Genomic DNA, 23035 nt, shown 5'->3' on the forward strand with positions numbered 1-23035 from the left:
TCTGCCATAATCGATCTTGAGAAGCTAAATAAATATGAGTATCGTCGATAACAAAAAAGCCTTCTTCGATTATTTTATCGAGGAACGGTTCGAGGCAGGACTGGTTCTGGAAGGCTGGGAAGTAAAAGCCATTCGTGCTGGTCGAGTCCACATTAAAGAAGCGTATGTTGTCATCCGTCGGGCGGAGCTATTCCTGATTGGCTGTCACATCACCCCACTCCTATCGGCTTCTACCCATATTGTTCCCGACAGTACCCGTACCCGCAAACTCCTGCTCAATGCAATTGAAATTAAAAAGCTCATCGGCAAAGTTGAGCAAAAGGGCTACACCCTCGTCCCATTAAATCTGCATTTTTCCAAAGGCAATGTGAAGTGTGAGATTGGGCTAGCCCGAGGCAAGAAACAGCACGACAAACGCGCAGCAACTAAAGAGCGTGAATGGGAAGTCCAAAAGGGAAGAATTGCTAGGGGCGATCTCAACGCTTAATTGGATAAACAAGTCCATAGCTATTAAAGTGCAGAATTAATGCACCAATAAAGTGCATAGAGCACCAAGCTGCTCCATCCCTCAGTTTTTTAAACACCCAAAGGCGTTATTTTGTAACTATGAAATTGCCTTTTGATGAAATGCTCGACGCCAGCGGAAAAGCGCGTCCCCATTACCAAGTCTTCCATAACTGGCTAAAGCAGCAGAGCGATACCCTCATGGGTCTCAAGCGCGCAGAGGCCGATCTCATCTTCCGACGAGTGGGCATTACCTTTGCGGTCTATGGAGATGATCTTGGATCCGAGAGAACCATCCCCTTCGATCAAGTCCCGCGCATCTTTACTGCCAAAGAATGGGAGCAATTAGAGGCTGGCTTACGTCAACGGGTTAAAGCGCTTAATCGCTTCATTTATGACGTCTACCACCAAGAAGAAATTATCAAAGCCGGAATCATTCCTGCCGAGCAGATTTATAACAACGCGCAATATCGTCCGGAGATGCGTAACGTCAATGTTCCACGAGACATCTACGCCCAGATCGCCGGAATCGATATCGTGCGTGCTGGTGAAGGCGAGTTCTACGTTCTAGAAGACAACTTGCGCGTTCCCTCTGGCGTTTCTTATATGGTGGAGGATCGCAAAATGATGATGCGACTCTTCCCAGATCTGTTTCAAAAATATCGGGTTGCACCTGTCGAGCACTATCCGGATTTTTTATTGGAGTGCTTAAAGTCTGTCAAACCAGATGACATCAAGAAACCCAATGTCGTAGTACTCACACCAGGCATGTACAACTCCGCTTATTTTGAGCATAGCTATTTGGCTCAGCAAATGGGTGTTGAATTGGTTGAGGGCAAAGATTTGTTTGTGAAGAATGAGCAAGTCTTTATGCGTACTACCCAAGGCCCTGAACGTGTGGATGTAATTTATCGCCGCGTTGATGATGATTTCCTGGATCCACTTGCATTCCGCTCCGATTCAACATTAGGCGTTGCTGGATTACTCTCTGCGCATCGCGCGGGTAATGTGACTTTAGCCAACGCAATTGGTACCGGTATTGCGGATGACAAGTCTATCTACCCTTACGTACCTGACATGATTGAGTTCTACTTGGGTGAGAAACCCATTCTTAACAATGTGCCAACCTTCCAATGTCGCAAGCCAGACGATCTTGCCTACACCTTAGCCAATTTAGAAAAATTGGTGGTGAAGTTAACGCATGGTGCTGGTGGCTATGGCATGTTGGTTGGGCCAGCATCCACCAAAGCAGAGATTGAAGAATTCCGAGGGCATCTGATTGCCAATCCAGATAAATACATCGCGCAGCCAACACTGGCATTGTCTACCTGCCCGACTTTTGTTGAATCTGGCGTTGCACCCCGCCATATTGATTTGCGCCCATTTGTTTTGTCCGGCAAAACAATCAAGATGGTTCCAGGCGGCCTTACACGGGTCGCCCTTAAAGAAGGTTCTTTAGTCGTGAACTCCTCGCAAGGTGGCGGTACCAAGGACACTTGGGTTCTAGAAGAATAAAAGGGATAAGTACATATGTTGAGTCGTACCGCTGATTGCCTTTACTGGATGGCCCGCTATACAGAGCGAGCAGAAAACACTGCACGTATGTTGGATGTCAACCACCAAACCTCCCTACTCCCACAGCCCGCAGAATTTTTAGAGCAAAGCTGGAAGAAGTTGCTCACGATTTCCAAGCTAGAAGAATCGTTCTTGATGAAATACGATGTGGTGACTCGTGAGAATGTATTGGATTTCATGATTTATGAAACTAGCAATCCTTCCAGCATTGTGTCCTGCTTATTTGCCGCTCGTGAGAATGCCCGCGTTATTCGGGGAAAAATTACCTCTGAAGCATGGGAAACCCAGAACACCACTTGGCTGGAGTTGCAACGCATTCTAGAGGCCCGTAATCAAGCTGACCCCAGTAGATTACTAGAATGGGTGAAGCATCGCTGTCACCTATTTAGGGGCGTCATGCATGGCACCATGCTCAAGAATGAAGCTTTCTACTTTATGAATGTCGGTACCCTGCTGGAGAGAGCCGATAACACTGCGCGTATCTTAGAAACTAAATATGAAGGTCAGGCTGCGCTAAAGGTATTGCGCACTGACAAAAAAGGTAAAGCAGTTGAGGGTGAGGTCGCTGAAGTGATTGATGGGGCTGATGGCGACTTCTTTGATTTTTATCACTGGGCTGCCCTCCTGCGCTCTGTATCTGCTTTTGAGATCTATCGGCAGATCTATTCTGATCAAGTCACTCCTAAGCAAGTAGCACAACTCCTCATATTTAATAAGCAAATGCCGCGCTCATTAGTGTGCTGCGTCAATGAGCTCATTCCCCTGATTGCAGAGATGAAGAATCAGCAATCCAAAGAAATTGAACGCCTGCTTGGCAAGCTCAAGGCAAGCCTAGACTATTCCGATATTGATGAGGTCTTCTCGCAAGGCTTGGAGGAGTTCATTGAAGAGTTCTTAGAGCGCATCAATCATATTGCTGATGAATTCAGTAATGCCTACCTCATACCATTAGCCGTAGCTTAAAGATCACCATGCACCTGAAGATTCGTCACCGCACAGAATACCGTTATGAAACGCCAGTGCGTTACTCCATTCAAGAGTTACGTCTCACGCCTCCTGATGTAGCTGGTCAAACTATTGAAAAGTGGAAAGTCAGCACGCCGATTAAGGCAAGCACATCACTCGACGCCTTTGGAAATCTGTACAGTGTTTTTGTTCAAGAGAGCTCATACACCTCAATGATGATTGAGGCTGAAGGTGAGGTTCATACTGAAGCAGCCTTTGAGTTTAGGGATGATGCCAAGGCAGTCTCTCCCTATCACCTCCTACAGCAAACTAATTTAACCGAACCGACTGTAGAAATGCTGGAGTATTTTTCAGCCTCTCTGCCCAAGACAAATTCGATTGATAAGGTTCTAGAATTAGCGGCAGCAGTTCAAGGAACTATTTTGTATTTCCCAGGGCAAACGAGTTCAGCAACCACCGCCGCTCAATCTTTTGCCATGAAATCCGGTGTTTGCCAAGATCATGCACACATCATGCTCGGCCTGTGTCGCGTCTCGGGCATCCCGGCTCGCTATGTCAGCGGATACTTTTTTGCTGAGGATTCACCAAACCTGGCAAGCCATGCCTGGATTGATTTCTGCGCAGATATCGATAAAGGGCTTTGGCTTAGTATCGATATTACCAACGCTTGCTTTACTGATGCCCGCCACGTTCGCCTGGCGATTGGCAGAGATTACTACTCAGCGGCACCGGTTAAGGGTGTTCGCTCTGGCGGAGGTGGTGAAGAGTTAAGCGCCAGCATATCGATTATCGAAGTCAAGTAAAGCAGCCCTTCATAAAGCCAAGTAAGAGATAATTCAAAGAAATAATTAAAGGGGCTGCAGGATGACGTATTGCGTTGGGCTTTGCCTAAAAGATGGCTTGGTATTTTTATCTGACACTCGCACCAATGCGGGCGTTGATCAAATTGGCACCTTCAGAAAGATGTCTTTATTCCAAAAGGATAAAGATCGATTTTTTACTCTCATGAGCGCCGGCAACCTTGCCATTACTCAAGCGGTTAAAGAAATCTTGCTACAAGGCGAGCTCCTCAATGGGAAAAATCTCTGGAATGTCGAAAGCACTCACGATGCAGCTGCTGTCATTGGTGATGCCATCAAACAGGTTTACGACCGAGATCACAAGTCACTAGAAAAGGCAGGCATTGATTTCAATTGCAATCTGATCTTTGGTGGGCAGATTAAGGGTGAGCGCCCAAGGCTCTTCAATATCTATTCGGCCGGTAACTTTATTGAGGCTACGCCTGAGACTTGTTACTTCCAAATCGGAGAGTCTAAATACGGCAAGCCAATCTTAGACAGGGTCATTACCTTTGACACTCCGCTCAATTTAGCCACTAAGTGCGCCCTAATCTCCATGGACTCCACTCTAAACAGCAATATTTCTGTTGGCTTGCCGCTAGATTTATTGGTTTATGAAAAGAATTCATTACAGGCTAGCAAGTTGGTCACCATGGATGAGTCTAACCCCTACTTCCAAATGATTCACCAGTTGTGGGGCGAGAAATTACGCTCTGCATTTAACTCGATTGCAGAACCTAGCTGGTCTGGTACAACTCCTTCGCGCTCGATTGCATCACCCGCTAAGAAGATGGGTGCAGTACCGATTCATCGCAATAGCAACGCCGTAAAGAAGGCGGCTGCGCCTGCTAAGACAACTGCCAAGACAACTGCTAAATCCATCCCTAAGAAAAAAGTAGTGGCAAAAGCGAAGCGCTAGTTCGCTTACTCACCACAAAACAAAAGGCCTAGATTTGCATCTAGGCCTTTTTACATCTCGCTAGTAATAATTAGCGAGGGTAAGTTACGCTTCTTTCTTGCCCAACATTTCCCAAGTAGCTACAACGCTATCCGGATTGAGGGAGATTGAAGTAATGCCCTTGGCAACCAACCAACGTGCAAAGTCTGGGTGGTCTGAAGGACCTTGACCGCAAATACCAACGTATTTGTTTTGCTTACGGCAAGCATCAATAGAGCGGGCAATCATGAACTCAACTGCAGGATCGCGCTCATCAAAGTCAATTGCCAATAATTCCATACCGGAGTCACGATCCAGACCCAGCGTTAACTGAGTCATATCGTTTGAACCGATTGAGAATCCATCAAAATGCTCAAGGAATTGATCAGCCAAAATCGCATTGGAAGGAATCTCGCACATCATGATCAGACGCAGGCCATTAACGCCACGCTTGAGACCAAACTTCGCCATCATGTCGATCACGCGCTCAGCTTGCTTAATGGTGCGGACAAACGGCACCATGATCTCAACGTTATCCAGGCCCATGTCCTCACGAACACGCTTCATCGCAGCGCACTCTAAGGCAAAGGCTTCACCAAAATCTGCTGATACGTAACGGGATGCGCCACGGAAACCAAGCATTGGATTCTCTTCGTCCGGCTCATAGCGTGAACCACCGATGAGTTTCTTATACTCGTTTGACTTAAAGTCAGATAAACGCACAATCACAGGCTTTGGATAGAAAGCAGCAGCAATCGTTGCTACACCCTCAACCAATTTATCCTCGTAGAACTGACGTGGGCTTGCATAGCCACGAGCGACGCTTTCTACAGCGCGCTTGAGATCAGGATCAATGTTTGGGTACTCCAATACAGCACGGGGATGCACACCAATGTAGTTATTGATGATGAACTCGAGGCGAGCCAAACCAACACCAGCGTTTGGGATTTGGCAGAAATCAAAGGCTAACTGAGGATTACCAATATTCATGGTGATCTTCACCGGAATTTCTGGCAATACGCCACGAGAAACCTCAGTCACTTCAGTTTCAATCAGACCATCGTAAATATGACCTTCGTCGCCTTCTGCACAAGAGACAGTAACCATCATGCCATCTTGCAGATGCTCAGTCGCATCACCACAACCCACCACCGCAGGAACACCTAACTCACGGGCAATAATTGCCGCGTGACAAGTACGACCGCCACGATTGGTCACAATCGCGGAAGCGCGCTTCATAACCGGCTCCCAGTTAGGGTCAGTCATATCGGCAACCAAAACGTCGCCTGGCTGTACACGATTCATCTCGCTTGGATCACGAATCACCCGAACTGGGCCCGCACCAATCTTTTGACCAATCGCACGGCCTTTAGCAAGAACCTTAGAGGTGCCCTTGAGTTTGTAACGCATTTCCACCTGGCCAGCAGCCTGACTCTTCACCGTCTCTGGACGTGCTTGCAGGATGTAAATACGGCCATCTTGACCATCTTTACCCCACTCGATATCCATTGGACGCCCGTAATGCTTCTCAATAATGACGGCGTATTTTGCTAATTCAGTAATGTCAGCATCTTCCAATGAAAAGCGATTCCGTTTTTCTGGAGCCACATCCACAGTCATGACCTTCTCAGCAGAGCCTGCTGGGGCGAACTGCATCTGAATCAACTTAGAGCCTAATGAACGACGAATAATCGCTTTCTTATCTTGCGCCAAAGTAGTTTTGAATACATAGAACTCATCTGGGTTCACTGCACCCTGTACCACTGTCTCACCCAAGCCATAGCTAGAAGTGATGAAGACTACATCCTCAAATCCAGATTCAGTATCTAGAGTAAACATCACACCAGCTGCACCCAAGTCAGAGCGAACCATGCGCTGGATACCAGCAGATAAGGCTACTTCAGCATGAGCAAAGCCCTTGTGAACGCGGTAAGAAATCGCACGGTCGTTATACAAGGAGGCAAATACTTCACGAATCTTTTTCAGAACATCATCAATGCCTTCAACGTTCAAGAAGGTTTCTTGCTGTCCAGCAAATGAAGCATCAGGCAAGTCTTCAGCAGTTGCAGAAGAGCGCACAGCGAAAGAACCGTTGCCAGAGTCATCTAATTTTTTAAATGCCGTACGAATCTCTTTGTCAAGACGCGCTTGAAATGGAGCAGTTTCAATCCAGCCACGAATTTCTTTACCAGCCTCAGCCAGTGCACGCACATCATCAATGTTGAGATTTTCCAAACGCTTCTGAATGCGCTCGGTTAAATTATTGTGCTCTAAGAAATCACGAAATGCTAATGAGGTAGTTGCAAATCCAGTAGGCACACGAACACCCGTGGAGGACAACTGAGAAATCATTTCACCGAGTGAGGCATTTTTACCGCCGACTGATTCAACGTCAGTCATTCGGAGTTGCTCAAAAGGCAAAACATAGGCATTTGCTACATCGTTACTTTGTTGCTGTTGGTTGGACATAAAATACTCTCTAAAGATAAGGAAACTGGTCGAGCGGCCGAATAAAATACGGCATACTTCATTAACTACATATTGTAGTGCTGACCACGACTTTTAGGCCAACCTCATGTCTACCCAAACCCGTATTGTTTTTATCGTTTCTGATGGCACTGGAATTACCGCCGAGAACTTCAGTCAGTCGATTTTGGCTCAATTTGAGGCCACTTTTAAGCATATTCGGGTGCCTTTTGTAGATAGTCCTGAAAAAGCCCATGACGCCGTTTCTAGCATCAACCAGGCGGCCTCTAAATATGGGGTAAAACCCATAGTTTTCACCACTTTGGTGAATCCCGAGCTCAACAAGATTGTCGGTAAGGCTAATGGCTTGATTCTGGATATGTTCCAGACTTTTGTAGCACCCTTGGAGCAAGCCCTAGGTGTCAAATCGACCCATGCCATGAACCGCCTGCACCACAATGCGGATACCGAAGCCTATAAAAACCGGATTGAGGCTATTAACTACTCCCTAGCCCACGATGATGGGCAGTCAAACCGCAACCTGGCGGAAGCTGATGTCATTTTGGTTGGTATCTCCCGAGTGGGTAAAACGCCAACCAGTCTTTACTTGGCAATGCAATATGGCATGAAAGCGGCCAACTACCCTCTGATACCCGAGGATTTTGAACGTGGGCAGTTACCCAAGGATTTAATCCCCTACCGCAATAAGATTTTTGGCTTAATGATTGATGCCGAGCGTTTGTCAGAGATTCGCAATGAGCGACGCCCTGGTAGCAACTATGCCAAGCTAGAAAACTGCCGCTACGAAATTAATGAAGCTACCGCTATGATGAAAAAGGAATCCATTCCTTGGGTGGCTACAACCAGCAAATCGATTGAAGAGATTGCTACTACGGTATTGCAATCCATTAAGTCGGATAAAACAATCTTAGGTTAAAAAACCTGTTTATCCGTTTGAAAATTCTGGATTAAAGGTTTGGAAAAGGCTGATTAACAGCAGAGTTATCAGCAACATCAAGGAGATGACGTTAGTGACTCGCTCTTTTTTGCTTGTCCAGACCCATCCCAGAAAACCAACGATGGCCAATATCACCGCCAATACAGCCAACTGAGAGAGATTAATCAGCAATAGGGTTGCTGTATTCCAAAAGCCCGTGGCGCCTGGAACAAGATCTTGATTCACAATATATTGCTCTTTTCCAGCGCCAAAAATGCCGACAAACAAAGTGCCAATCCAGTTAGCCCATAAAGAGACGTAGAGGGAGAAAGTGGCAATGACTTTGGTAAATTTCGGGAGGGATAGTTGAGGCCACATCCAAGCGAAAGAAAAAAATACTAAAGCTTGTACTGCTCCAATTAAGTGAGCCTGCAAGAGGCCAATTTTGGCTAATGCATACGGCGAGTAGATTGGTGCTACAAGCCCAAGCACCAACATAATGAGGCCAGATATTAAAAACCTTTTGTCGTATTGGAAGCTCATTCAATCCTAAAAAATATGGTGTGAGTAATACTACCTGAGTAATCAGCTAACCGCGCCTAACTCGCACAGTCTCAAATAGGCAGATGGCTGCTGCTGTAGAAACATTGAGAGATTCAACTCTAGGATCAATTGGGATTGATACGCCTTTAGCTTGAGCCATCAGGCCTTCAGAAACACCCTGCCCTTCACTTCCCATTACCCAAGCAACGGGATGCGTTAATACTTTGGCCATATTGAAGAGATCTAACTCACCGTCAGCGGTAGCCGCCAGCAAAGGCGCAGTTACAGCACTAAGCACTTGCTGAGTTGACCAACCTTCATAAAGATCAAGTAATCGATGAGCACCCATACCGGCGCGCAATACTTTGCTAGACCACAGATGAGCGCAACCTGTTAATGCAATTACTTGAGTGAAGCCAGCCGCAGCAGCGGTGCGCAATATAGAGCCCACATTACCTGCATCTTGAATGCGATCCAAAATAATCACATCACCAGCAATCGTAGCAACCGAATTTTGAGGATTTAATGCAGTTTCAGGGAGATCTAGCAATCCCGCAATTTGCGGAGCATTGACTAAGTCAGATAGTAAATCCCAGAGGCCTTTATCCAATTGATAAACGCGAGTCTCGGGACAAATTTCAAAATGGTCATAAACCGCTTGGGCGATCTCTGGATTCTGCAAGCCCAATTCAGATGTCATTATAGTCTTGAGTGCTGGATTGCCTACCCAGGTTTGCACCAAATGAATTCCTTCAAGCAAAGCCTGGCCACAAGCAAATCGAGCCTTTTGACCTTTAGGGCCGGTAGCTTGTAGTTGACGAATTTCCTTAAACAGGGAATTGTCTTTTGAGCTGATAAATTCAATTTTCATAGATGGGATTATCAACTATGCAGTGCCAGCACATTGCGAACCGGTGAAAAGCTGCGACGATGTTGATCGCAGGTGCCAAATTCTTTTAAGGCAGCGAAATGCGCTTCTGTTGGATAACCCATGTGCTGCGCAAAGCCATACTGCGGATGGAGTTCATGCAAAGCCATCATTTGACGATCACGCGTCACCTTAGCCAGAATCGATGCTGCTGAAATCGCTGGCTCTTTGGTATCGCCCTTAACGATAGCCTCAGCTGATATGGGAAGTTCAGGGCAGCGATTGCCATCAATTAACGCCTTATCAGGCCAAGCACCTAAACGTGAGGTGAGATCTTCAATAGCACGGCGCATTGCTAACATTGTCGCTTGCAAAATATTAATTTCATCAATCTCAATTGGACTCGCCTCACCAAGACCCCAAGCCTTCGCCTTGAGTTGAATTTGCTCAAATAGAAACTCGCGTCTTGCAGCTGATAACTTCTTAGAATCTTTTAATCCAGCAATAGGATTACCGGGATCGAGAACGACGGCACCAGCGACAACCGCCCCCGCTAATGGGCCGCGTCCTGCCTCATCAACACCACATACCCAAATTAGGCTCACACAGTAGTCCGATTTTTAGCGGCAGTAATCGTTTGTGCCACGGCCTGCGCTACCAATAACCCCGTGGGCCTACGCAGGGTCTCATGCATCGCTGCAAAACGTGTTTTTAGTTGGGCAACTTTGCTGGGGTTATTTAGCCAGGCCAATAAGGCATCAGCCAACTTTATTGGGGTTGCATCATCCTGCAAAAGCTCTGGGACAACAAACTCGCCACAAAGGATATTCGGTAAACCAACATAAGGTAAGTAGCCCTGTCGTTTCATGATCTGCGCAGTCAACCAGGGCACCTTATAAGAAATCACCATGGGCTTTTTCCAAAGTGCCGCCTGTAATGTAGCTGTGCCGCTGGCAATCAACACGACATCAGCAGCCTCAAGAACAGCATCAGCCTCACCATCGATCAAATAAATATCCAGGCTTGGATTTTTCTCCAGAGCGTTTTTGAGCAAAGTCTCAAGCGGTTCACGCAGTCGTGGGGTTGCAACTGGAACTACAAAGTGTAGGAATTGTCCTGGCATGCGCTTCACAAGCTCTGCAATCGTTTCAAAAAAGACTGGCGCAATGAGCTCAATCTCAGAACCGCGACTACCAGGGAGAACGGAAACCACAATTCCATTTAATGTATTAGCAGGCAGGTTTAAGATTTTTTCAATTTTCTGCTTAGCAGCCGCTGGGTTGGATTCCAATGGAATCTCGCTTGCTAGCGGATGTCCAACATAAGTCGCACTAATGCCAGCACGTTCGTAAATCTCAGTTTCGAAGGGAAAGATACAGAGCATGCGTTCTACTGCCTGCTTAATCTTCGTAATGCGCCCTGCTCGCCAAGCCCAAATGGATGGTGAAACAAAATGTAAGGTTGGAATACCGGCTTTGCGCAAAGCTAACTCAACCCCTAAATTGAAATCTGGAGCATCAATACCCAAGTAGACATCAGGGCGTCCTTCGCCGAGCAAATTGGCAATGAGTTCTTTTCGTAGCTTGAGAATAGCAGGCAATTGCTTGATTGCCTCAACGTAACCGCGAACACTAAGTGTCTCCATTGGCCAATCTGAGCGCAGACCTTCTGCCTGCATGCGGGGACCACCAATCCCGTAGACCTCCAACCTGGAGGTATCGGGGATCTGCTTTAGTGCGCTTAATACTGGCGCAGCCAGTAAGTCACCCGAAGGTTCTCCGGCAACACAAGCAAGTTTGGACACTGATTTACTCTAGCGAATAATGCCGCGCGTAGAGGCGGCAATAAAGTCATGGAACTCTGTCAGCTTTTCTGCGGTAGCGGCATCAGATGCGCTAGCGAGTGCCATCTTCTGAATCTCTACCTTTGCCTCTTCGAAACTCAGGCCATCTTTGTAGAGAACCTTATACGCCTGACGCAATGCAGAAATCGTTTCACTTGAGAAACCGCGACGCTTTAAACCTTCCACGTTAATGCCGTGTGGAGAAGCCTTATCTCCAGCCGCAATCACAAATGGCGGAATATCTTGCACTAATGCAGAAGCACCGCCCAACATAGCATGTTGACCTATGCGGACAAATTGATGCACGCCAGACATGCCACCCATAATCGCCCAATCACTCACCTTCACATGACCGGCAATTTGTGCGTTACTCGAGAAAATAGTATGGTTACCGATTTGGCAATCATGGGCAATATGTACATAAGCCATGATCCAGTTGTCATCACCAATTCTGGTGATACCTTCATCCTGAGATGTACCCGTATGAATGGTAGTGAACTCACGAATCGTATTGCGATCACCAATAATCAATTGGGTAGGCTCGCCACGGTATTTCATATCCTGGGGAGCGCCACCAATAGCAGCAAAGTGCGCAAAGGTATTCTCTTTGCCGATCGTGGTGTAACCCTCGATCACAGTATGTGAGCCAATCTTGCTGCCAGCACCAATTTTGACGTTTGGGCCAATAACAGAATATGGGCCAATTTCTACGTCGCTAGCGATCTCAGCTTTGCAATCAACTACAGCGGATGCATGAATCCGAGTCATTACGCACCTTTCGTACGAACAGCACAAGTAATATTCGCCTCAGCAGCAAGCTCACCATCAACAGTAGCCTGCACTTGAAACTTGTAGATGCCAGCGCGTTCACGCTCTAGCTTAGCCGTCATGATCAGCTGATCGCCAGGCAATACTGGTTTCTTAAAGCGAGCACCATCAATACCAGCAAAGTAGTAAATAGCATTCTCTTCACGGACTTCCGAAAAAGTGAGAAGGGCAGCAGTTTGAGCAAGTGCCTCAATAATTAAAACACCCGGCATTACCGGAAAATCAGGAAAGTGCCCCTGAAAAAACGGTTCATTCATCGTGACGTTCTTCAAGGCGGTAATACTTTGACGAGGCTCAATCTCTAGAACACGATCAACCAATAAGAATGGGTAGCGATGTGGCAACAACTTCAAAATTTGATTGATGTCGATAGCGATGGGTTTGCTCATGTGTTTACCTGCTGAATAAAGTATTTAAATTTTTTTAAAATGCTGATGAGTTTATTTAGACTTATCTAATAATCGTAAGCGTTGGCGTATTTTATCGAGACCGCGCAGAATCGCAGCGTTTTTCTCCCAAGCACTATGCAGCATGGATGGATAAACACCCGTGTAATGCTGACCCGGCTCGGAAATAGAACGAATAATTGAGGTGTTACCAGACACCGTTGTTCTGTCTGCAATCGTGAGATGTCCAGCAAAGTTGGCTGCACCACCAATAATGCAGAAGTTACCAATCTTGGTGCTTCCTGAGATCGCAGCACAACCGGCAATCACACAGCAGCTACCAACTACTACGTTGTGCGCAATTTGCACTTGGTTATCAATCTTCGTTCCATTGCCTATGATGGTATCGCTCATGGCGCCACGATCGATTGTGGTTGATGCACCAACTTCAACATCATTACCAATAACCACGGCACCCGTTTGAGGGATCTTGACCCACTCACCCCCCGTGGACGAAAAGTCAGGCGCAAAACCAAAACCATCCGCACCAATCACAGCACCGCTATGAATAATGCATCGCTCACCAATAATAGTCTCTGAATAAATAGAGGCATTTGGGTAAATTAAAGTGTCACTGCCAATAGTAGAATTTCTAGCAACTGAAGTATTGCCTAATAAGGTGACACGCTCGCCCAATTTCACGCCAGGGCCGATTTGTACAAATGGTCCAATATGGCAGGAAGTAGGAAGCTTTACAGAAGAATCGATGGCTGAACTTGGATGGATTCCAGGTACATAAACAGGGACTGAAACCCTAGAAAAGTGCTGCGCCATTCTGGCAAAAGTAGCGTATGGATTCTTGGAAACAAAATATACCCGCCCAGCTGAGGTACTGCTAGGGTTCGCTTGAAGAAAATCCAAATCCGCTTTGCTAACAATCAATCCACCCGCCGAACTATCACTAGCCTGTTGGCGATACAGTGGATTGGAAAGAAAGGAGATTTGGCTAGACTGGGCTCGCTCGAGTGGAGCAAGACCCTGAAGCGCGAGGGAGCCATCCCCCACCAAGCTTAGTTGAAACTGTTCGGCCAGCTCGATGGCGGTGGGCATAAAACTTACTTGAGACTATTCAAAGCCTTGATGACATCATCAGTAACATCAACCTTTGGATTGGCATAGGCTGGATCTTGAATAATGACATCAATTTTTCTTTGGTCAGCAATTTGCTTGAGGGCTTGATTGGCTTTTTCAGCAATCTTGGCGCGCTCTTCGAAGTTGCGCTGATTCAGATCTTCTGTGTACTCACGTTGCTTGCGTTGCAATTCGCGGTCTTGATCTGCCAACTCACGTTGACGACGCAAACGCTCTGCCTCAGGCATTACTGCTGAGTCACGATCTAATTTTTCAGCAGCGGACTTAATTTTTTCAGCGCTATCGCGAATTTCAGACTGGCGCTTTGTAAATTCATTTTGTAATTTGGTCTGGCTTGCTTTGGCCATATTGGATTCGTTGAATACCTTTTCAACGTTCACAGCTGCAACTCGTGTTCCAGCATCCTGAGCAAATGCCTGCGGCAAAGCAATCATTGATGACACAGCTATTAAGCCGTATTGAATCCATTTAGAAGATTGATGAAGCTTCATAAAACTTTCCTTAAACAATTAAAACGCTGTACCGACCTGGAACTGCAAACGCTGCACATTATCCGTTGGCAATGATTTGATCGGAATACCATAGCTGAACTTTAGTGGGCCCAGTGGTGATATCCATGATAAACCTAAGCCATAAGAATATCGCAAGACGAGATTGATATTTTCGTTATAGACATTACCACCATCCACGAAACCAAATACGCGCAAGGTTTTATCAACGCCAGATCCAGGAACAGGGACGGTGTACTCAACGTTACTAACAATTTTAGACTGACCGCCGGTAGGCTGATTCAAGCCAGTATAGGTATTGACGTAGGTAGGTCCTAGCGATCCAGGGGCATAGCCTCGAACCGATCCAATACCACCAACATAGTAGTTTTTAGTAATTGGGAATGGGTACTTGCCGTAAGCCTCACCATAACCAACTTCACCGTTAAAGGACAGGATATTGCCCTTTGAGAAGGAGTGATATTTTTGATACTGACCAAACAGACGATAGAACATCATGTTGCCGACTGGTGTTCCAACTTCAGCATTCAGTTGTTGCAAAGATCCTGATGATGGAATCAGTGCGCTATCGCGACCATCACGTGACCAACCGATTGTGATTGGAACGTTATAAGTATTCAGTGTCGCAGGGTAACCAGGGGCAGCAATGCCGTAGTCCTGCATGTAGTTTAAGTACGGTGTTGGCGTATTAATACTGGATTGAATTTGGAATACCTCAAATCCGGTACCAAAGAAGACTCGATCCACCTCGGTATAAGGAACACCAAACTTAATATTGCTACCAACAGACTTGATTTGATAATCTGGATCGCCGGTGTAATACAGCGGTTTGGATGAGCGATAGTACAAATCAGTGAAGCGGCTAATGCCATCTTCCGTGAAGTAAGGATCGTAGTTTGACAAGGCCAAACTTTGATTAATCTTACCGAGAGAGAAATTCAAGCCCACTGCGGTACCTGTACCGAAGGCATTTTCCTGGTTAATACCGGCAGAGAGAATCAACTTCTCGGTAGATGAGAAACCAGCACCTAAGGTAATCGCGCCAGTTGGCTTTTCAGCCACCTTCACGTTCACGTCAACCTGATCTGGAGATCCAGGGACATCTTGCGTAGAAACATCAGTCTCAGTGAAATAACCCAATCGACCTAAACGTTTTTTAGACAGGTCAATTTTTTCACTGTCGAACCAGGAGCTTTCGAACTGACGCATCTCACGACGAATAACCATATCTCGAGTCTTGGCATTTCCAGTGACATTCACTTGACGCACATAGACGCGACGTCCTGGATCCACCACGAGTGTTAAATCAACTTCACTCAGATCGCGACGAATATCTGGCTGCGGATTAATGGTTGCAAACGCATAACCATACGAACCTAAAATTTCTGCAATCGCCTTGGTACTCTCGGTCAACTTAGCGGAGGAGAAGGTGTCCCCCGGCTTGAGAGTTACTAGCTGAATCAACTCAGCTTCCTTGCCCAATAATTCACCTGCTAAGCGGACATCTTTTACTGTGAACTTATTACCCTCGCGAATACTAATCGTGAGGTAGATGCCTTTTTTGTCCGGGGTAATGGAAACCTGAGTGGATTCAATGACAAATTCGAGGTAACCACGATTGAGGTAGTAAGAGCGGATGTTCTCTAAGTCAGCCGTGAGCTTTTGCTTGGAGTACAAATTGTCCTTGCTGTACCAAGAAAGCCAGCCACCCGTTTTTAACTGCATTTGGCTTTTGAGCGTACTTTCGCTAAAGACATTGTTACCGATGAAATTAATCTCTTGGATCTTGGCCACAGGGCCTTCATCAATATTGAAATAAATCGCTACTTGATTGCGCTCCACTGGGGTAACAGTTGCAACTACCTCAGCTGCATACATGCCCTTACCGACATACTGACGCTTGAGCTCTTGCTCAGCTTTGTCAATTAAAGCTTTGTCATAGAAGCGAGCTTCTGCTACACCCACTGCTTTTAAGGATTTACGTACCACTTCCTGGTCAAACTCTTTCATCCCAGTAAATTCGATGCGAGAGATTGTTGGGCGCTCTTCAATAATGACGATCAGGACGTTACCTTGAGCCTGAATTTGTACATCTCGGAAAAAGCCGGTGCTGTACAAAGCCTTGATGGCCTCAGCACTCTTCTCTTCTGTAAAAGAATCGCCCACCTGAACTGGCAGATAGCTAAATACAGTTCCCGGCTCCACTCGCTGCAAACCTTCTATTCGAATATCTTTGATAACGAATGGATCAGCTGCCTGCGCGTTAATGCAGAAACTAGCCGCAAAAATGAAAGCGACTTGAGCAACAAATCGAGCTACGGAGCGGAGAGAAGAGGTCAAAAAATTCAAGGTGAAAGGTAGCGTTGCAAATCATTAAACAAGGCTAGCAAGGAAAGAGATATCAGCAGCAAAAAACCCACTTTTTGGAGCTTTTCCTGCGCGGATATTGACATTCGCTTACCAACAACCAACTCCCATGCATCATACAGGAGCTGACCCCCGTCTAGCATTGGTAAAGGCACTAAATTCAAGAGTCCAATACTGATACTCATGAGGGCTAAGAAGGACACAAATGGCTGCCAGCCGACTTGGACAGACTTCCCTGCCATATCCGCAATGCTCAAAGGCCCGCCCAGCTGTTTTAGGGTTGTTTTGCCGGTAAATAAACCCAGCATTAGCCTCATGGAGACCTTGCTTATCAAATAAACTCGCTGACCGGCAAAACCTAGGGCATCAATAGGGCCTAATTTAAGCTCTTTCCACTCTGAGGGTGGGCTGACCTGGGGAAGCAAGCCTAGTGCTTGAAATGGGTCAGATTCTGGTGTAACTGGGGGTAAATCACCCTGTCTAAAGGACTTAACATGGCGAGCGCCAGAGATATCCTGTATCTCCAAAGCAAAACCCTGCCCCTCAGTAAGCGCATCCAATAAAAGCCAACGCAAGGCATTCCAACTTGAAACAGTATCAAAATCCTCCAGAATCGGGGCACCACTGTAGTCGGATGAGAGGGATTGCCATCCAATGACTTGATCCCCTACCGCTACTCCAAGTTTTGCAGCAACTGATTGTTCAAGCGGAGTTTGGAGTCGAGCAGGCAACTGAGGCACGCCCGATACGTAAAGTACAGAGAATAAAATAACTGCCAGCAGGAAGTTGGCAAAGGGTCCTGCCGCTACGATCAAAGAACGCTGCCAAAGAGGCTTTACATCAAATGATTCAGAACGTTCTTTTTCTGGAATGGCTTGCTGACTATCGCGACCATCGAGCAGTTTGACGTAGCCACCCAGAGGAATAGAGGCGAGCACCCACTCGGTACCATTGCGGGCGTGAAAAGTAAAAAGTGGTTTACCAAATCCCAAGGCAAATCGAAGTACCTTAACTCCACATAAACGAGCCGCCAAAAAATGGCCGTACTCATGAAAGCTCACCAATACACCCAGTGTGACTAAGAATGCGCCAAGCGTAATTAAGGCCTGCACAAATCTACCAATTTAATTCTGAAGTGCGCGAATGAACTGATTCGCGGTCTGACGGGCAAGAGCATCAGCCTCAAGAATGGTTTGCAAAGAATCTGCTGAAACCGGAGGTAAGGTATTCAAACAGTGCTCAACAACATCCGAAATCTTTAAGTAAGGTAAGCCGTCATCTAAGAAAGCTGCAACAGCAACTTCATTGGCAGCATTCAATATAGCGGGAGCAGTAGCTCCTGCTTTTGCAGCAGCAAAGGCTAAACTCAAACAAGGAAATTGAGCAAAATTGGGTTCCGTAAAGCTAAGACCAGACAACTGAGTCAGATTTAAGGGAGAAACACCAGCATCAATACGATCAGGCCAAGCCAGGCCATAAGCAATTGGCGTACGCATATCAGGCTGACCCATTTGCGCCAGCACTGAGCCATCGCGATAACGCACCATCGAGTGCACAACGCTCTGCGGATGAATCAAAACCTTAATTTTTTCTAGAGGCAAACCGAACAACCAATAGGCTTCGATCACTTCTAGACCTTTGTTCATCATCGTCGCCGAATCAACTGAAATTTTTCTACCCATTACCCAGTTTGGGTGGGCACAAGCTTCCTCAGGAGTAATGCTTGCTAAATCTGCAAGCGATCTATCCCTGAATGGGCCACCAGAGGCGGTTAACCACAGCTCTTCAACACCCAAATGCTCGGATGGATTTTTGGTAAAGCGATCTGGCAGACATTGGAAGATTGCATTGTGCTCACTGTCGATAGGGAGCAGTTCACCGCCCCCCGCCTTCATCGCCTGCATAAATAAATTGCCCGACATCACTAGCGCTTCTTTATTGGCGAGCAATACTCTCTTACCTGCTTGTGCTGCAGCTAGAGCGGGCACTAGACCGGCCGCCCCCACAATCGCCGCCATGACAGTGTCACATCCAGACTCGGTTACAGCCTCAACTAATGCCTGCGGTCCGTAGAGAACCTGAGTAGTAAGCTTTTTTTCTTGCAAGATTCGACTTAGTTCGGTAGCACCATCGGCATCGGCTACCACTGCAATGGCTGGATTAAATTCAATGCACTGCTCAGCTAAACGTTGCACTTGTTTTGCAGCTGTCAAAGCCACCACTTTGAAACGCTCAGGATGAGCACGGATTACATCTAAGGTGTTAACACCAATCGATCCAGTGGATCCTAGGATGGCAACCTGTTTTGGAGACATTAAATCAATCCAGCTAATAAAGCGGCAATTGGCATTGTTGGTATGAGCGCATCAACACGATCGAGCACGCCACCATGGCCAGGCAACAGATGGCTACTATCTTTAACTCCAGCTAGGCGCTTTAACTGAGACTCAAACAAATCTCCGAAGACGCTGAAAGCCGCCAATACTGTGACCATCACAAACATTGGCACCCAGCCAAATCGGATAGCCCAAGCGCCAAATAATGTATCACCTAGCGGTAAATACGTGACACATAAGAATGCATAGACATAACAAAGAAATAGGCCGCCTACAGCGCCCTCAATCGACTTCCCCGGACTGATATGAACTGCCAGCTTGTGTTTACCAAACGCCTTACCAACAAAGTAGGCTCCAATATCAGCAACCCAAACTAAAGCCATACTGCTTAATAAGAAGACTAAACCGAGCTCACGTAAGAAAACTAAGGCGAACCAAGTCGCCGGAAGAATGATCAAGCCCAGAATGCTGTAAAAAGCTTTGAACTTTTCTAAAGAAAGGTTCATCCCTTTTAACAAAATGAATGGTGCTATAAAAAACCAAAATAAGACCGCCATCATCAGCAAAGAGAACTGCCATGCGATTGCCTGCATACCCAGCAAAAATAAAATAATGACCAAGCAAAAAACAGCATAAAGCCAGGCAGATTTCTTAGCTCCTGGAGCAATCATGCGACTCCACTCCCAAGCGGCAGCAAGCAATGCGATGAGGAAAAATATGCCCAGATAGATTGGTGGCAATAAAAACAAAATAGGCAATAGCACTGCCATCAAGATAGTGGCAGTAATGATTCGAGTTATTAACATAAGAGGGATGTGGATTACTAAACTGCGTCGCTCAATGGCTCAGAAGCCAACTGAGCACTCGTGCGCCCAAAGCGACGCTCGCGCTGACTAAACCAATCGAAAGCCTTGTGTAATTCGGCTTCATCAAAATCAGGCCAAAGGATATCCGTGAAATACAACTCGGTATAGGCTAGTTGCCACAATAAGAAGTTGCTCACTCGTTGCTCGCCACCGGTACGAATAAATAAATCAGGCTCTGGTGCATAAGCCATTGATAGATGGGCTTGCAATAATTCTTCGGAGACTTGTTCGGGCTTCAAGCCAGGGTTGGCAGCTAAACATTGACGTATCGCCTGCAAGATATCCCAGCGGCCGCCATAGTTAGCCGCAATCGTAAAAGTGAGTCCTTTGCAGCCAGCTGTTTTCTCTTCAGAGAATTGCACCATCTCTTGAATCGCAGAATCAAAACGGCTCAAGTCACCCACTAGGCGCAAAGAGATATCGTTTTCAGCAAGACGAGAGACTTCACTTTTTAATGACTTCAAAAACAGCTTCATTAAAAAGCCCACCTCTTCCGGTGGGCGACGCCAATTTTCAGAGCTAAAAGCAAACACGGTGAGATATTCAACGCCAAGACGACGACACTCTTGAACAATCTTACGAACAGCGCCAAGCCCTTCTGAATGTCCGGCAACCCGCGGCATAAAGCGCTTGCTAGCCCAGCGTCCGTTACCGTCCATGATGATGGCAACATGACGAGGAATAGCCCTAACCTCCGGAATAATCAAGGTAGAGCTAGTGTGCTGTGTCATGAAACGAATAATAAGAAATGAGTCTGACGATTAAACCGTCATGATCTCTTTTTCTTTTTCAGAGACGATCTTATCGATCTCAATAACCGTACGATCAGTCATCTTCTGAATGTCGTCAGTAGCGCGACGCTCGTCATCCTCAGAAATTTCTTTATCTTTAGTGAGGCGCTTGAGGTGCTCATTGGCATCACGACGCAAATTACGTACGGCGATTTTTGCATCCTCACCTTCGTTCTTCACTACTTTAGTCAAATCACGACGACGCTCTTCAGTCAATGCTGGCATTGGTACACGTATCACTGTACCCTGTGATGCTGGATTGAGACCTAAATCAGAATCACGAATCGCCTTCTCAATTGCGCCGACCATGGTTTTCTCAAATGGTTGGACGTTAATCGTTCTAGCATCAGCCAAACCTAAGCTAGCAACTTGGCTCAATGGGGTTGGATTACCGTAGTAATCCACCTGGATGTGCTCCAAAATTCCTGGGTTTGCACGGCCAGAACGAATTTTCGCCAAATTGGACTTCAAAGCCTCAAGAGACTTCTGCATCTTTTGATCGGTAGTGGTTTTAATTTCTGTTGCGGACATCAAGCCTCCTATTAAACGTGTACTAAAGTGCCTTCAGATTCACCCTGAACCACACGCATTAATGCACCTGGTTTGAGAATTGAAAATACTTTGATTGGTAATTTACGATCACGACACAATGCAAAGGCAGTTGCGTCCATCACTTGCAAGTTTTTGATGATTGCTTCATCAAAAGTAATTGTTTTGTAAAGAGTGGCTGTTGGGTCCTTCATTGGATCGGCGCTATAAATGCCATCCACCTTAGTGGCCTTTAGAACGATCTCTGCAGCCATCTCAGCGCCACGCAAAGCAGCTGCAGTATCGGTAGTAAAGAACGGATTACCGGTACCTGCGGCAAAAATAACGACCTTGCCTTCGCTCAATGCACGAATCGCACGAGGACGAATGTAAGGTTCAACCACTTGATCCATTCTCAAAGCAGACTGGACGCGAGCTTCAACACCTTTTTGGCGCAAAGCATCCTGTAGTGCAAGGGAGTTCATCATGGTGGCCAGCATGCCCATGTAGTCAGCTGTTGCACGATCCATGCCGGCTGCGCCACCCGCTACACCGCGGAAAATATTTCCGCCACCGATCACGATAGCCAACTGAACGCCGCTATTCACTACATCGGCAATTTCTTTCACCATGGAATCAATAGTGACTGGATTGATACCGAAAGCATCATCCCCCATAAGGGCTTCACCAGAGAGTTTTAAGAGAACACGTTTGTAGGCTGGCATTGTTTTATTTTCCGTAATTTGCCAAGCAGTTTTCTTGCTTAGCTTATTGATCTTTAAGTACTTTTTAATATCTTGTCCAAATTATAAAGGGCTTGGCACAGATCAAACAAAAGGGCATAGAAACCGAGATTTCCACGCCCTTTTGGGTATTACAGCCTTACTGGGTAGGCCCAGCAGTTTTGGGGCTAATTAAGCACCTTTAGCAGCGGCAACCTGAGCAGCAACCTCAGCCGCAAAGTCGTCTTGACGCTTCTCAATGCCCTCACCCACAACAAACATGGTGAAACCCTTGATTGTGGTGTTAGCGGCCTTGAGCATTTGCTCAACAGATTGCTTGTCGTTTTTAACGAAAGTTTGGTTCAACAAAGAAACCTCTTTGAGGTACTTCTGAATGGAACCTTCAACCATCTTCTCAACGATTTCTGGTGGTTTGCCAGATTCAGCAGCCTTTTGAACGGCAACGCTACGCTCAACAGCAATGGCTTCAGCAGGAACATCAGCCATCGACAAAGCCACTGGCTTCATTGCAGCAATGTGCATTGCTACGTCTTTAGCTGCAGTTTCATCACCCTCGAACTCAACCATAACACCGATACGAGTACCGTGGAGGTAAGAAACCAACTTATTGCTACCAGCAAAACGCTTGAAGCGACGCGGCATGATGTTCTCGCCGATCTTACCGATTAAGGCGCTACGAACTTCATCAACGGTTTGACCGTTCATTGGCAATGCAAGTAATGCAGCAACGTCAGCTGGATTCTTTTCAGAAATCAGATTAGCGCAGGCTTGTGTAAACGCCAGGAAATCATCATTTTTTGAAACGAAGTCAGTTTCGCAGTTCACTTCAAGCAAACTACCTGTAGTGCCATTAATCGCTGAAGCAACAATACCTTCAGCAGTAACACGAGAGGCTGCTTTACCAGCCTTGCTACCGAGCTTTACACGCAGAATTTCTTCTGCACGAGCCATGTCGCCATCAGCTTCAGTCAATGCTTTTTTGCACTCCATCATCGGAGCATCAGTCTTGGCGCGTAACTCGCCAACCATTGCAGCGGTAATAGCGGCCATT

At 46.5% G+C, this 23035-nt stretch carries 23 protein-coding genes; 6 read left to right on the forward strand and 17 right to left on the reverse strand.

All coding sequences use genetic code 11. From position 1 onward, the window contains the following. Nucleotides 1–34 precede the first annotated feature (34 nt). The 5 genes from smpB to B7Y67_RS03240 all read left to right on the forward strand — a co-directional run bounded on the left by smpB (nt 35) and on the right by B7Y67_RS03240 (nt 4803). Nucleotides 35–487, forward strand: a complete 453-nt coding sequence (gene smpB / locus B7Y67_RS03220; RefSeq protein ID WP_015421400.1) for an SsrA-binding protein SmpB — start codon at nt 35–37, stop codon at nt 485–487. Nucleotides 488–606: 119 nt separating this feature from the next. Further along, nucleotides 607–2019 (forward strand): circularly permuted type 2 ATP-grasp protein, encoded by a 1413-nt coding sequence (locus B7Y67_RS03225; protein WP_293597332.1) that lies wholly within the window; start codon nt 607–609, stop codon nt 2017–2019. A gap of 15 nt (nt 2020–2034) precedes the next feature. Further along, nucleotides 2035–3042 carry an alpha-E domain-containing protein gene (locus B7Y67_RS03230; RefSeq protein ID WP_293597333.1) on the forward strand — a complete coding sequence of 336 codons (1008 nt, stop codon included), beginning with the start codon at nt 2035–2037 and terminating at the stop codon, nt 3040–3042. 8 nt (nt 3043–3050) lie between these two features. Beyond that, the gene (locus B7Y67_RS03235) at nt 3051–3848 is read left to right on the forward strand and encodes a transglutaminase family protein (protein ID WP_293597334.1); all 798 of its coding nucleotides are present in this window, start codon (nt 3051–3053) and stop codon (nt 3846–3848) included. Between the two features lie 61 nt (nt 3849–3909). Next, the gene (locus tag B7Y67_RS03240) at nt 3910–4803 is read left to right on the forward strand and encodes a proteasome-type protease (RefSeq protein WP_293597335.1); all 894 of its coding nucleotides are present in this window, start codon (nt 3910–3912) and stop codon (nt 4801–4803) included. Nucleotides 4804–4887: 84 nt separating this feature from the next. Here B7Y67_RS03240 and ppsA read toward each other — a convergent pair whose 3' ends face one another. Beyond that, nucleotides 4888–7290, reverse strand: a complete 2403-nt coding sequence (gene ppsA / locus B7Y67_RS03245) for a phosphoenolpyruvate synthase (protein WP_293597336.1) — start codon at nt 7288–7290, stop codon at nt 4888–4890. A 106-nt stretch (nt 7291–7396) separates the two neighbouring features. Here ppsA and B7Y67_RS03250 point away from each other — a divergent pair, with 106 nt between their 5' ends. Next, nucleotides 7397–8224, forward strand: a complete 828-nt coding sequence (locus tag B7Y67_RS03250) for a pyruvate, water dikinase regulatory protein (protein WP_293597337.1) — start codon at nt 7397–7399, stop codon at nt 8222–8224. A 9-nt stretch (nt 8225–8233) separates the two neighbouring features. Here B7Y67_RS03250 and B7Y67_RS03255 read toward each other — a convergent pair whose 3' ends face one another. The 16 genes from B7Y67_RS03255 to tsf all read right to left on the reverse strand — a co-directional run bounded on the left by B7Y67_RS03255 (nt 8234) and on the right by tsf (nt 23034). Further along, the gene (locus B7Y67_RS03255) at nt 8234–8767 is read right to left on the reverse strand and encodes a hypothetical protein (RefSeq protein ID WP_293597338.1); all 534 of its coding nucleotides are present in this window, start codon (nt 8765–8767) and stop codon (nt 8234–8236) included. 46 nt (nt 8768–8813) lie between these two features. Then, complete coding sequence (locus B7Y67_RS03260) at nt 8814–9638, reverse strand: RNA methyltransferase (protein ID WP_293597339.1); 825 nt, start codon at nt 9636–9638, stop codon at nt 8814–8816. A gap of 11 nt (nt 9639–9649) precedes the next feature. Continuing rightward, nucleotides 9650–10240, reverse strand: coding sequence for a ribonuclease HII (gene rnhB / locus B7Y67_RS03265; protein WP_293597340.1), 591 nt, complete (start codon nt 10238–10240; stop codon nt 9650–9652). Continuing rightward, a complete protein-coding gene (gene lpxB, locus B7Y67_RS03270; RefSeq protein ID WP_293597341.1) occupies nt 10237–11439 on the reverse strand; it encodes a lipid-A-disaccharide synthase in 1203 nt (400 codons plus the stop codon). The genes rnhB and lpxB overlap by 4 nt, the downstream gene beginning before the upstream one ends. 9 nt (nt 11440–11448) lie before the next feature. Next, nucleotides 11449–12246 (reverse strand): acyl-ACP--UDP-N-acetylglucosamine O-acyltransferase, encoded by a 798-nt coding sequence (gene lpxA, locus B7Y67_RS03275; RefSeq protein ID WP_293597342.1) that lies wholly within the window; start codon nt 12244–12246, stop codon nt 11449–11451. Then, on the reverse strand, nt 12246–12695 hold the full coding sequence (fabZ, locus tag B7Y67_RS03280) for a 3-hydroxyacyl-ACP dehydratase FabZ (RefSeq protein WP_015421422.1): 450 nt from the start codon (nt 12693–12695) through the stop codon (nt 12246–12248). The genes lpxA and fabZ overlap by 1 nt, the downstream gene beginning before the upstream one ends. 51 nt (nt 12696–12746) lie before the next feature. After that, complete coding sequence (gene lpxD / locus B7Y67_RS03285) at nt 12747–13802, reverse strand: UDP-3-O-(3-hydroxymyristoyl)glucosamine N-acyltransferase (protein WP_293597343.1); 1056 nt, start codon at nt 13800–13802, stop codon at nt 12747–12749. A 5-nt stretch (nt 13803–13807) separates the two neighbouring features. Then, a complete protein-coding gene (locus B7Y67_RS03290) occupies nt 13808–14335 on the reverse strand; it encodes an OmpH family outer membrane protein (protein ID WP_293597344.1) in 528 nt (175 codons plus the stop codon). A gap of 18 nt (nt 14336–14353) precedes the next feature. Then, nucleotides 14354–16642 (reverse strand): outer membrane protein assembly factor BamA, encoded by a 2289-nt coding sequence (gene bamA / locus B7Y67_RS03295; RefSeq protein ID WP_293597351.1) that lies wholly within the window; start codon nt 16640–16642, stop codon nt 14354–14356. Nucleotides 16643–16698: 56 nt separating this feature from the next. Further along, entirely contained in the window at nt 16699–17832 is a 1134-nt protein-coding gene (locus B7Y67_RS03300) for an RIP metalloprotease (protein WP_293597345.1), read from the reverse strand. A gap of 12 nt (nt 17833–17844) precedes the next feature. Beyond that, nucleotides 17845–19035: a 1-deoxy-D-xylulose-5-phosphate reductoisomerase gene (ispC, locus tag B7Y67_RS03305; RefSeq protein WP_293597346.1), complete on the reverse strand. Its 1191-nt coding sequence runs from the start codon at nt 19033–19035 to the stop codon at nt 17845–17847. Next, on the reverse strand, nt 19035–19862 hold the full coding sequence (locus tag B7Y67_RS03310) for a phosphatidate cytidylyltransferase (RefSeq protein ID WP_293597347.1): 828 nt from the start codon (nt 19860–19862) through the stop codon (nt 19035–19037). Before B7Y67_RS03310 ends, ispC begins: the two co-directional genes overlap by 1 nt. Before the next feature lie 17 nt (nt 19863–19879). Further along, a complete protein-coding gene (gene uppS, locus B7Y67_RS03315) occupies nt 19880–20653 on the reverse strand; it encodes a polyprenyl diphosphate synthase (protein WP_293597348.1) in 774 nt (257 codons plus the stop codon). Between the two features lie 30 nt (nt 20654–20683). Next, nucleotides 20684–21244, reverse strand: a complete 561-nt coding sequence (gene frr / locus B7Y67_RS03320) for a ribosome recycling factor (RefSeq protein ID WP_293597349.1) — start codon at nt 21242–21244, stop codon at nt 20684–20686. Nucleotides 21245–21255: 11 nt separating this feature from the next. After that, the gene (pyrH, locus tag B7Y67_RS03325; RefSeq protein ID WP_215374847.1) at nt 21256–21966 is read right to left on the reverse strand and encodes a UMP kinase; all 711 of its coding nucleotides are present in this window, start codon (nt 21964–21966) and stop codon (nt 21256–21258) included. 189 nt (nt 21967–22155) lie between these two features. Further along, entirely contained in the window at nt 22156–23034 is an 879-nt protein-coding gene (gene tsf, locus B7Y67_RS03330; protein ID WP_293597350.1) for a translation elongation factor Ts, read from the reverse strand. Between the last annotated feature and the right edge of the window lies 1 nt (nt 23035).

Source organism: Polynucleobacter sp. 35-46-11 (assembly GCF_002281105.1).

Bases quoted from the DNA above. Each gene is read 5' to 3' on its own strand.
- smpB (WP_015421400.1), top strand. From the start codon at position 35: ATGAGTATCGTCGATAACAAAAAAGCCTTCTTCGATTATTTTATCGAG.
- B7Y67_RS03225 (WP_293597332.1), top strand. From the start codon at position 607: ATGAAATTGCCTTTTGATGAAATGCTCGACGCCAGCGGAAAAGCGCGT.
- B7Y67_RS03230 (WP_293597333.1), top strand. From the start codon at position 2,035: ATGTTGAGTCGTACCGCTGATTGCCTTTACTGGATGGCCCGCTATACA.
- B7Y67_RS03235 (WP_293597334.1), top strand. From the start codon at position 3,051: ATGCACCTGAAGATTCGTCACCGCACAGAATACCGTTATGAAACGCCA.
- B7Y67_RS03240 (WP_293597335.1), top strand. From the start codon at position 3,910: ATGACGTATTGCGTTGGGCTTTGCCTAAAAGATGGCTTGGTATTTTTA.
- ppsA (WP_293597336.1), bottom strand. From the start codon at position 7,290: ATGTCCAACCAACAGCAACAAAGTAACGATGTAGCAAATGCCTATGTT.
- B7Y67_RS03250 (WP_293597337.1), top strand. From the start codon at position 7,397: ATGTCTACCCAAACCCGTATTGTTTTTATCGTTTCTGATGGCACTGGA.
- B7Y67_RS03255 (WP_293597338.1), bottom strand. From the start codon at position 8,767: ATGAGCTTCCAATACGACAAAAGGTTTTTAATATCTGGCCTCATTATG.
- B7Y67_RS03260 (WP_293597339.1), bottom strand. From the start codon at position 9,638: ATGAAAATTGAATTTATCAGCTCAAAAGACAATTCCCTGTTTAAGGAA.
- lpxA (WP_293597342.1), bottom strand. From the start codon at position 12,246: ATGACTCGGATTCATGCATCCGCTGTAGTTGATTGCAAAGCTGAGATC.
- fabZ (WP_015421422.1), bottom strand. From the start codon at position 12,695: ATGAGCAAACCCATCGCTATCGACATCAATCAAATTTTGAAGTTGTTG.
- lpxD (WP_293597343.1), bottom strand. From the start codon at position 13,802: ATGCCCACCGCCATCGAGCTGGCCGAACAGTTTCAACTAAGCTTGGTG.
- B7Y67_RS03290 (WP_293597344.1), bottom strand. From the start codon at position 14,335: ATGAAGCTTCATCAATCTTCTAAATGGATTCAATACGGCTTAATAGCT.
- ispC (WP_293597346.1), bottom strand. From the start codon at position 19,035: ATGTCTCCAAAACAGGTTGCCATCCTAGGATCCACTGGATCGATTGGT.
- B7Y67_RS03310 (WP_293597347.1), bottom strand. From the start codon at position 19,862: ATGTTAATAACTCGAATCATTACTGCCACTATCTTGATGGCAGTGCTA.
- uppS (WP_293597348.1), bottom strand. From the start codon at position 20,653: ATGACACAGCACACTAGCTCTACCTTGATTATTCCGGAGGTTAGGGCT.
- frr (WP_293597349.1), bottom strand. From the start codon at position 21,244: ATGTCCGCAACAGAAATTAAAACCACTACCGATCAAAAGATGCAGAAG.
- pyrH (WP_215374847.1), bottom strand. From the start codon at position 21,966: ATGCCAGCCTACAAACGTGTTCTCTTAAAACTCTCTGGTGAAGCCCTT.
- tsf (WP_293597350.1), bottom strand. From the start codon at position 23,034: ATGGCCGCTATTACCGCTGCAATGGTTGGCGAGTTACGCGCCAAGACT.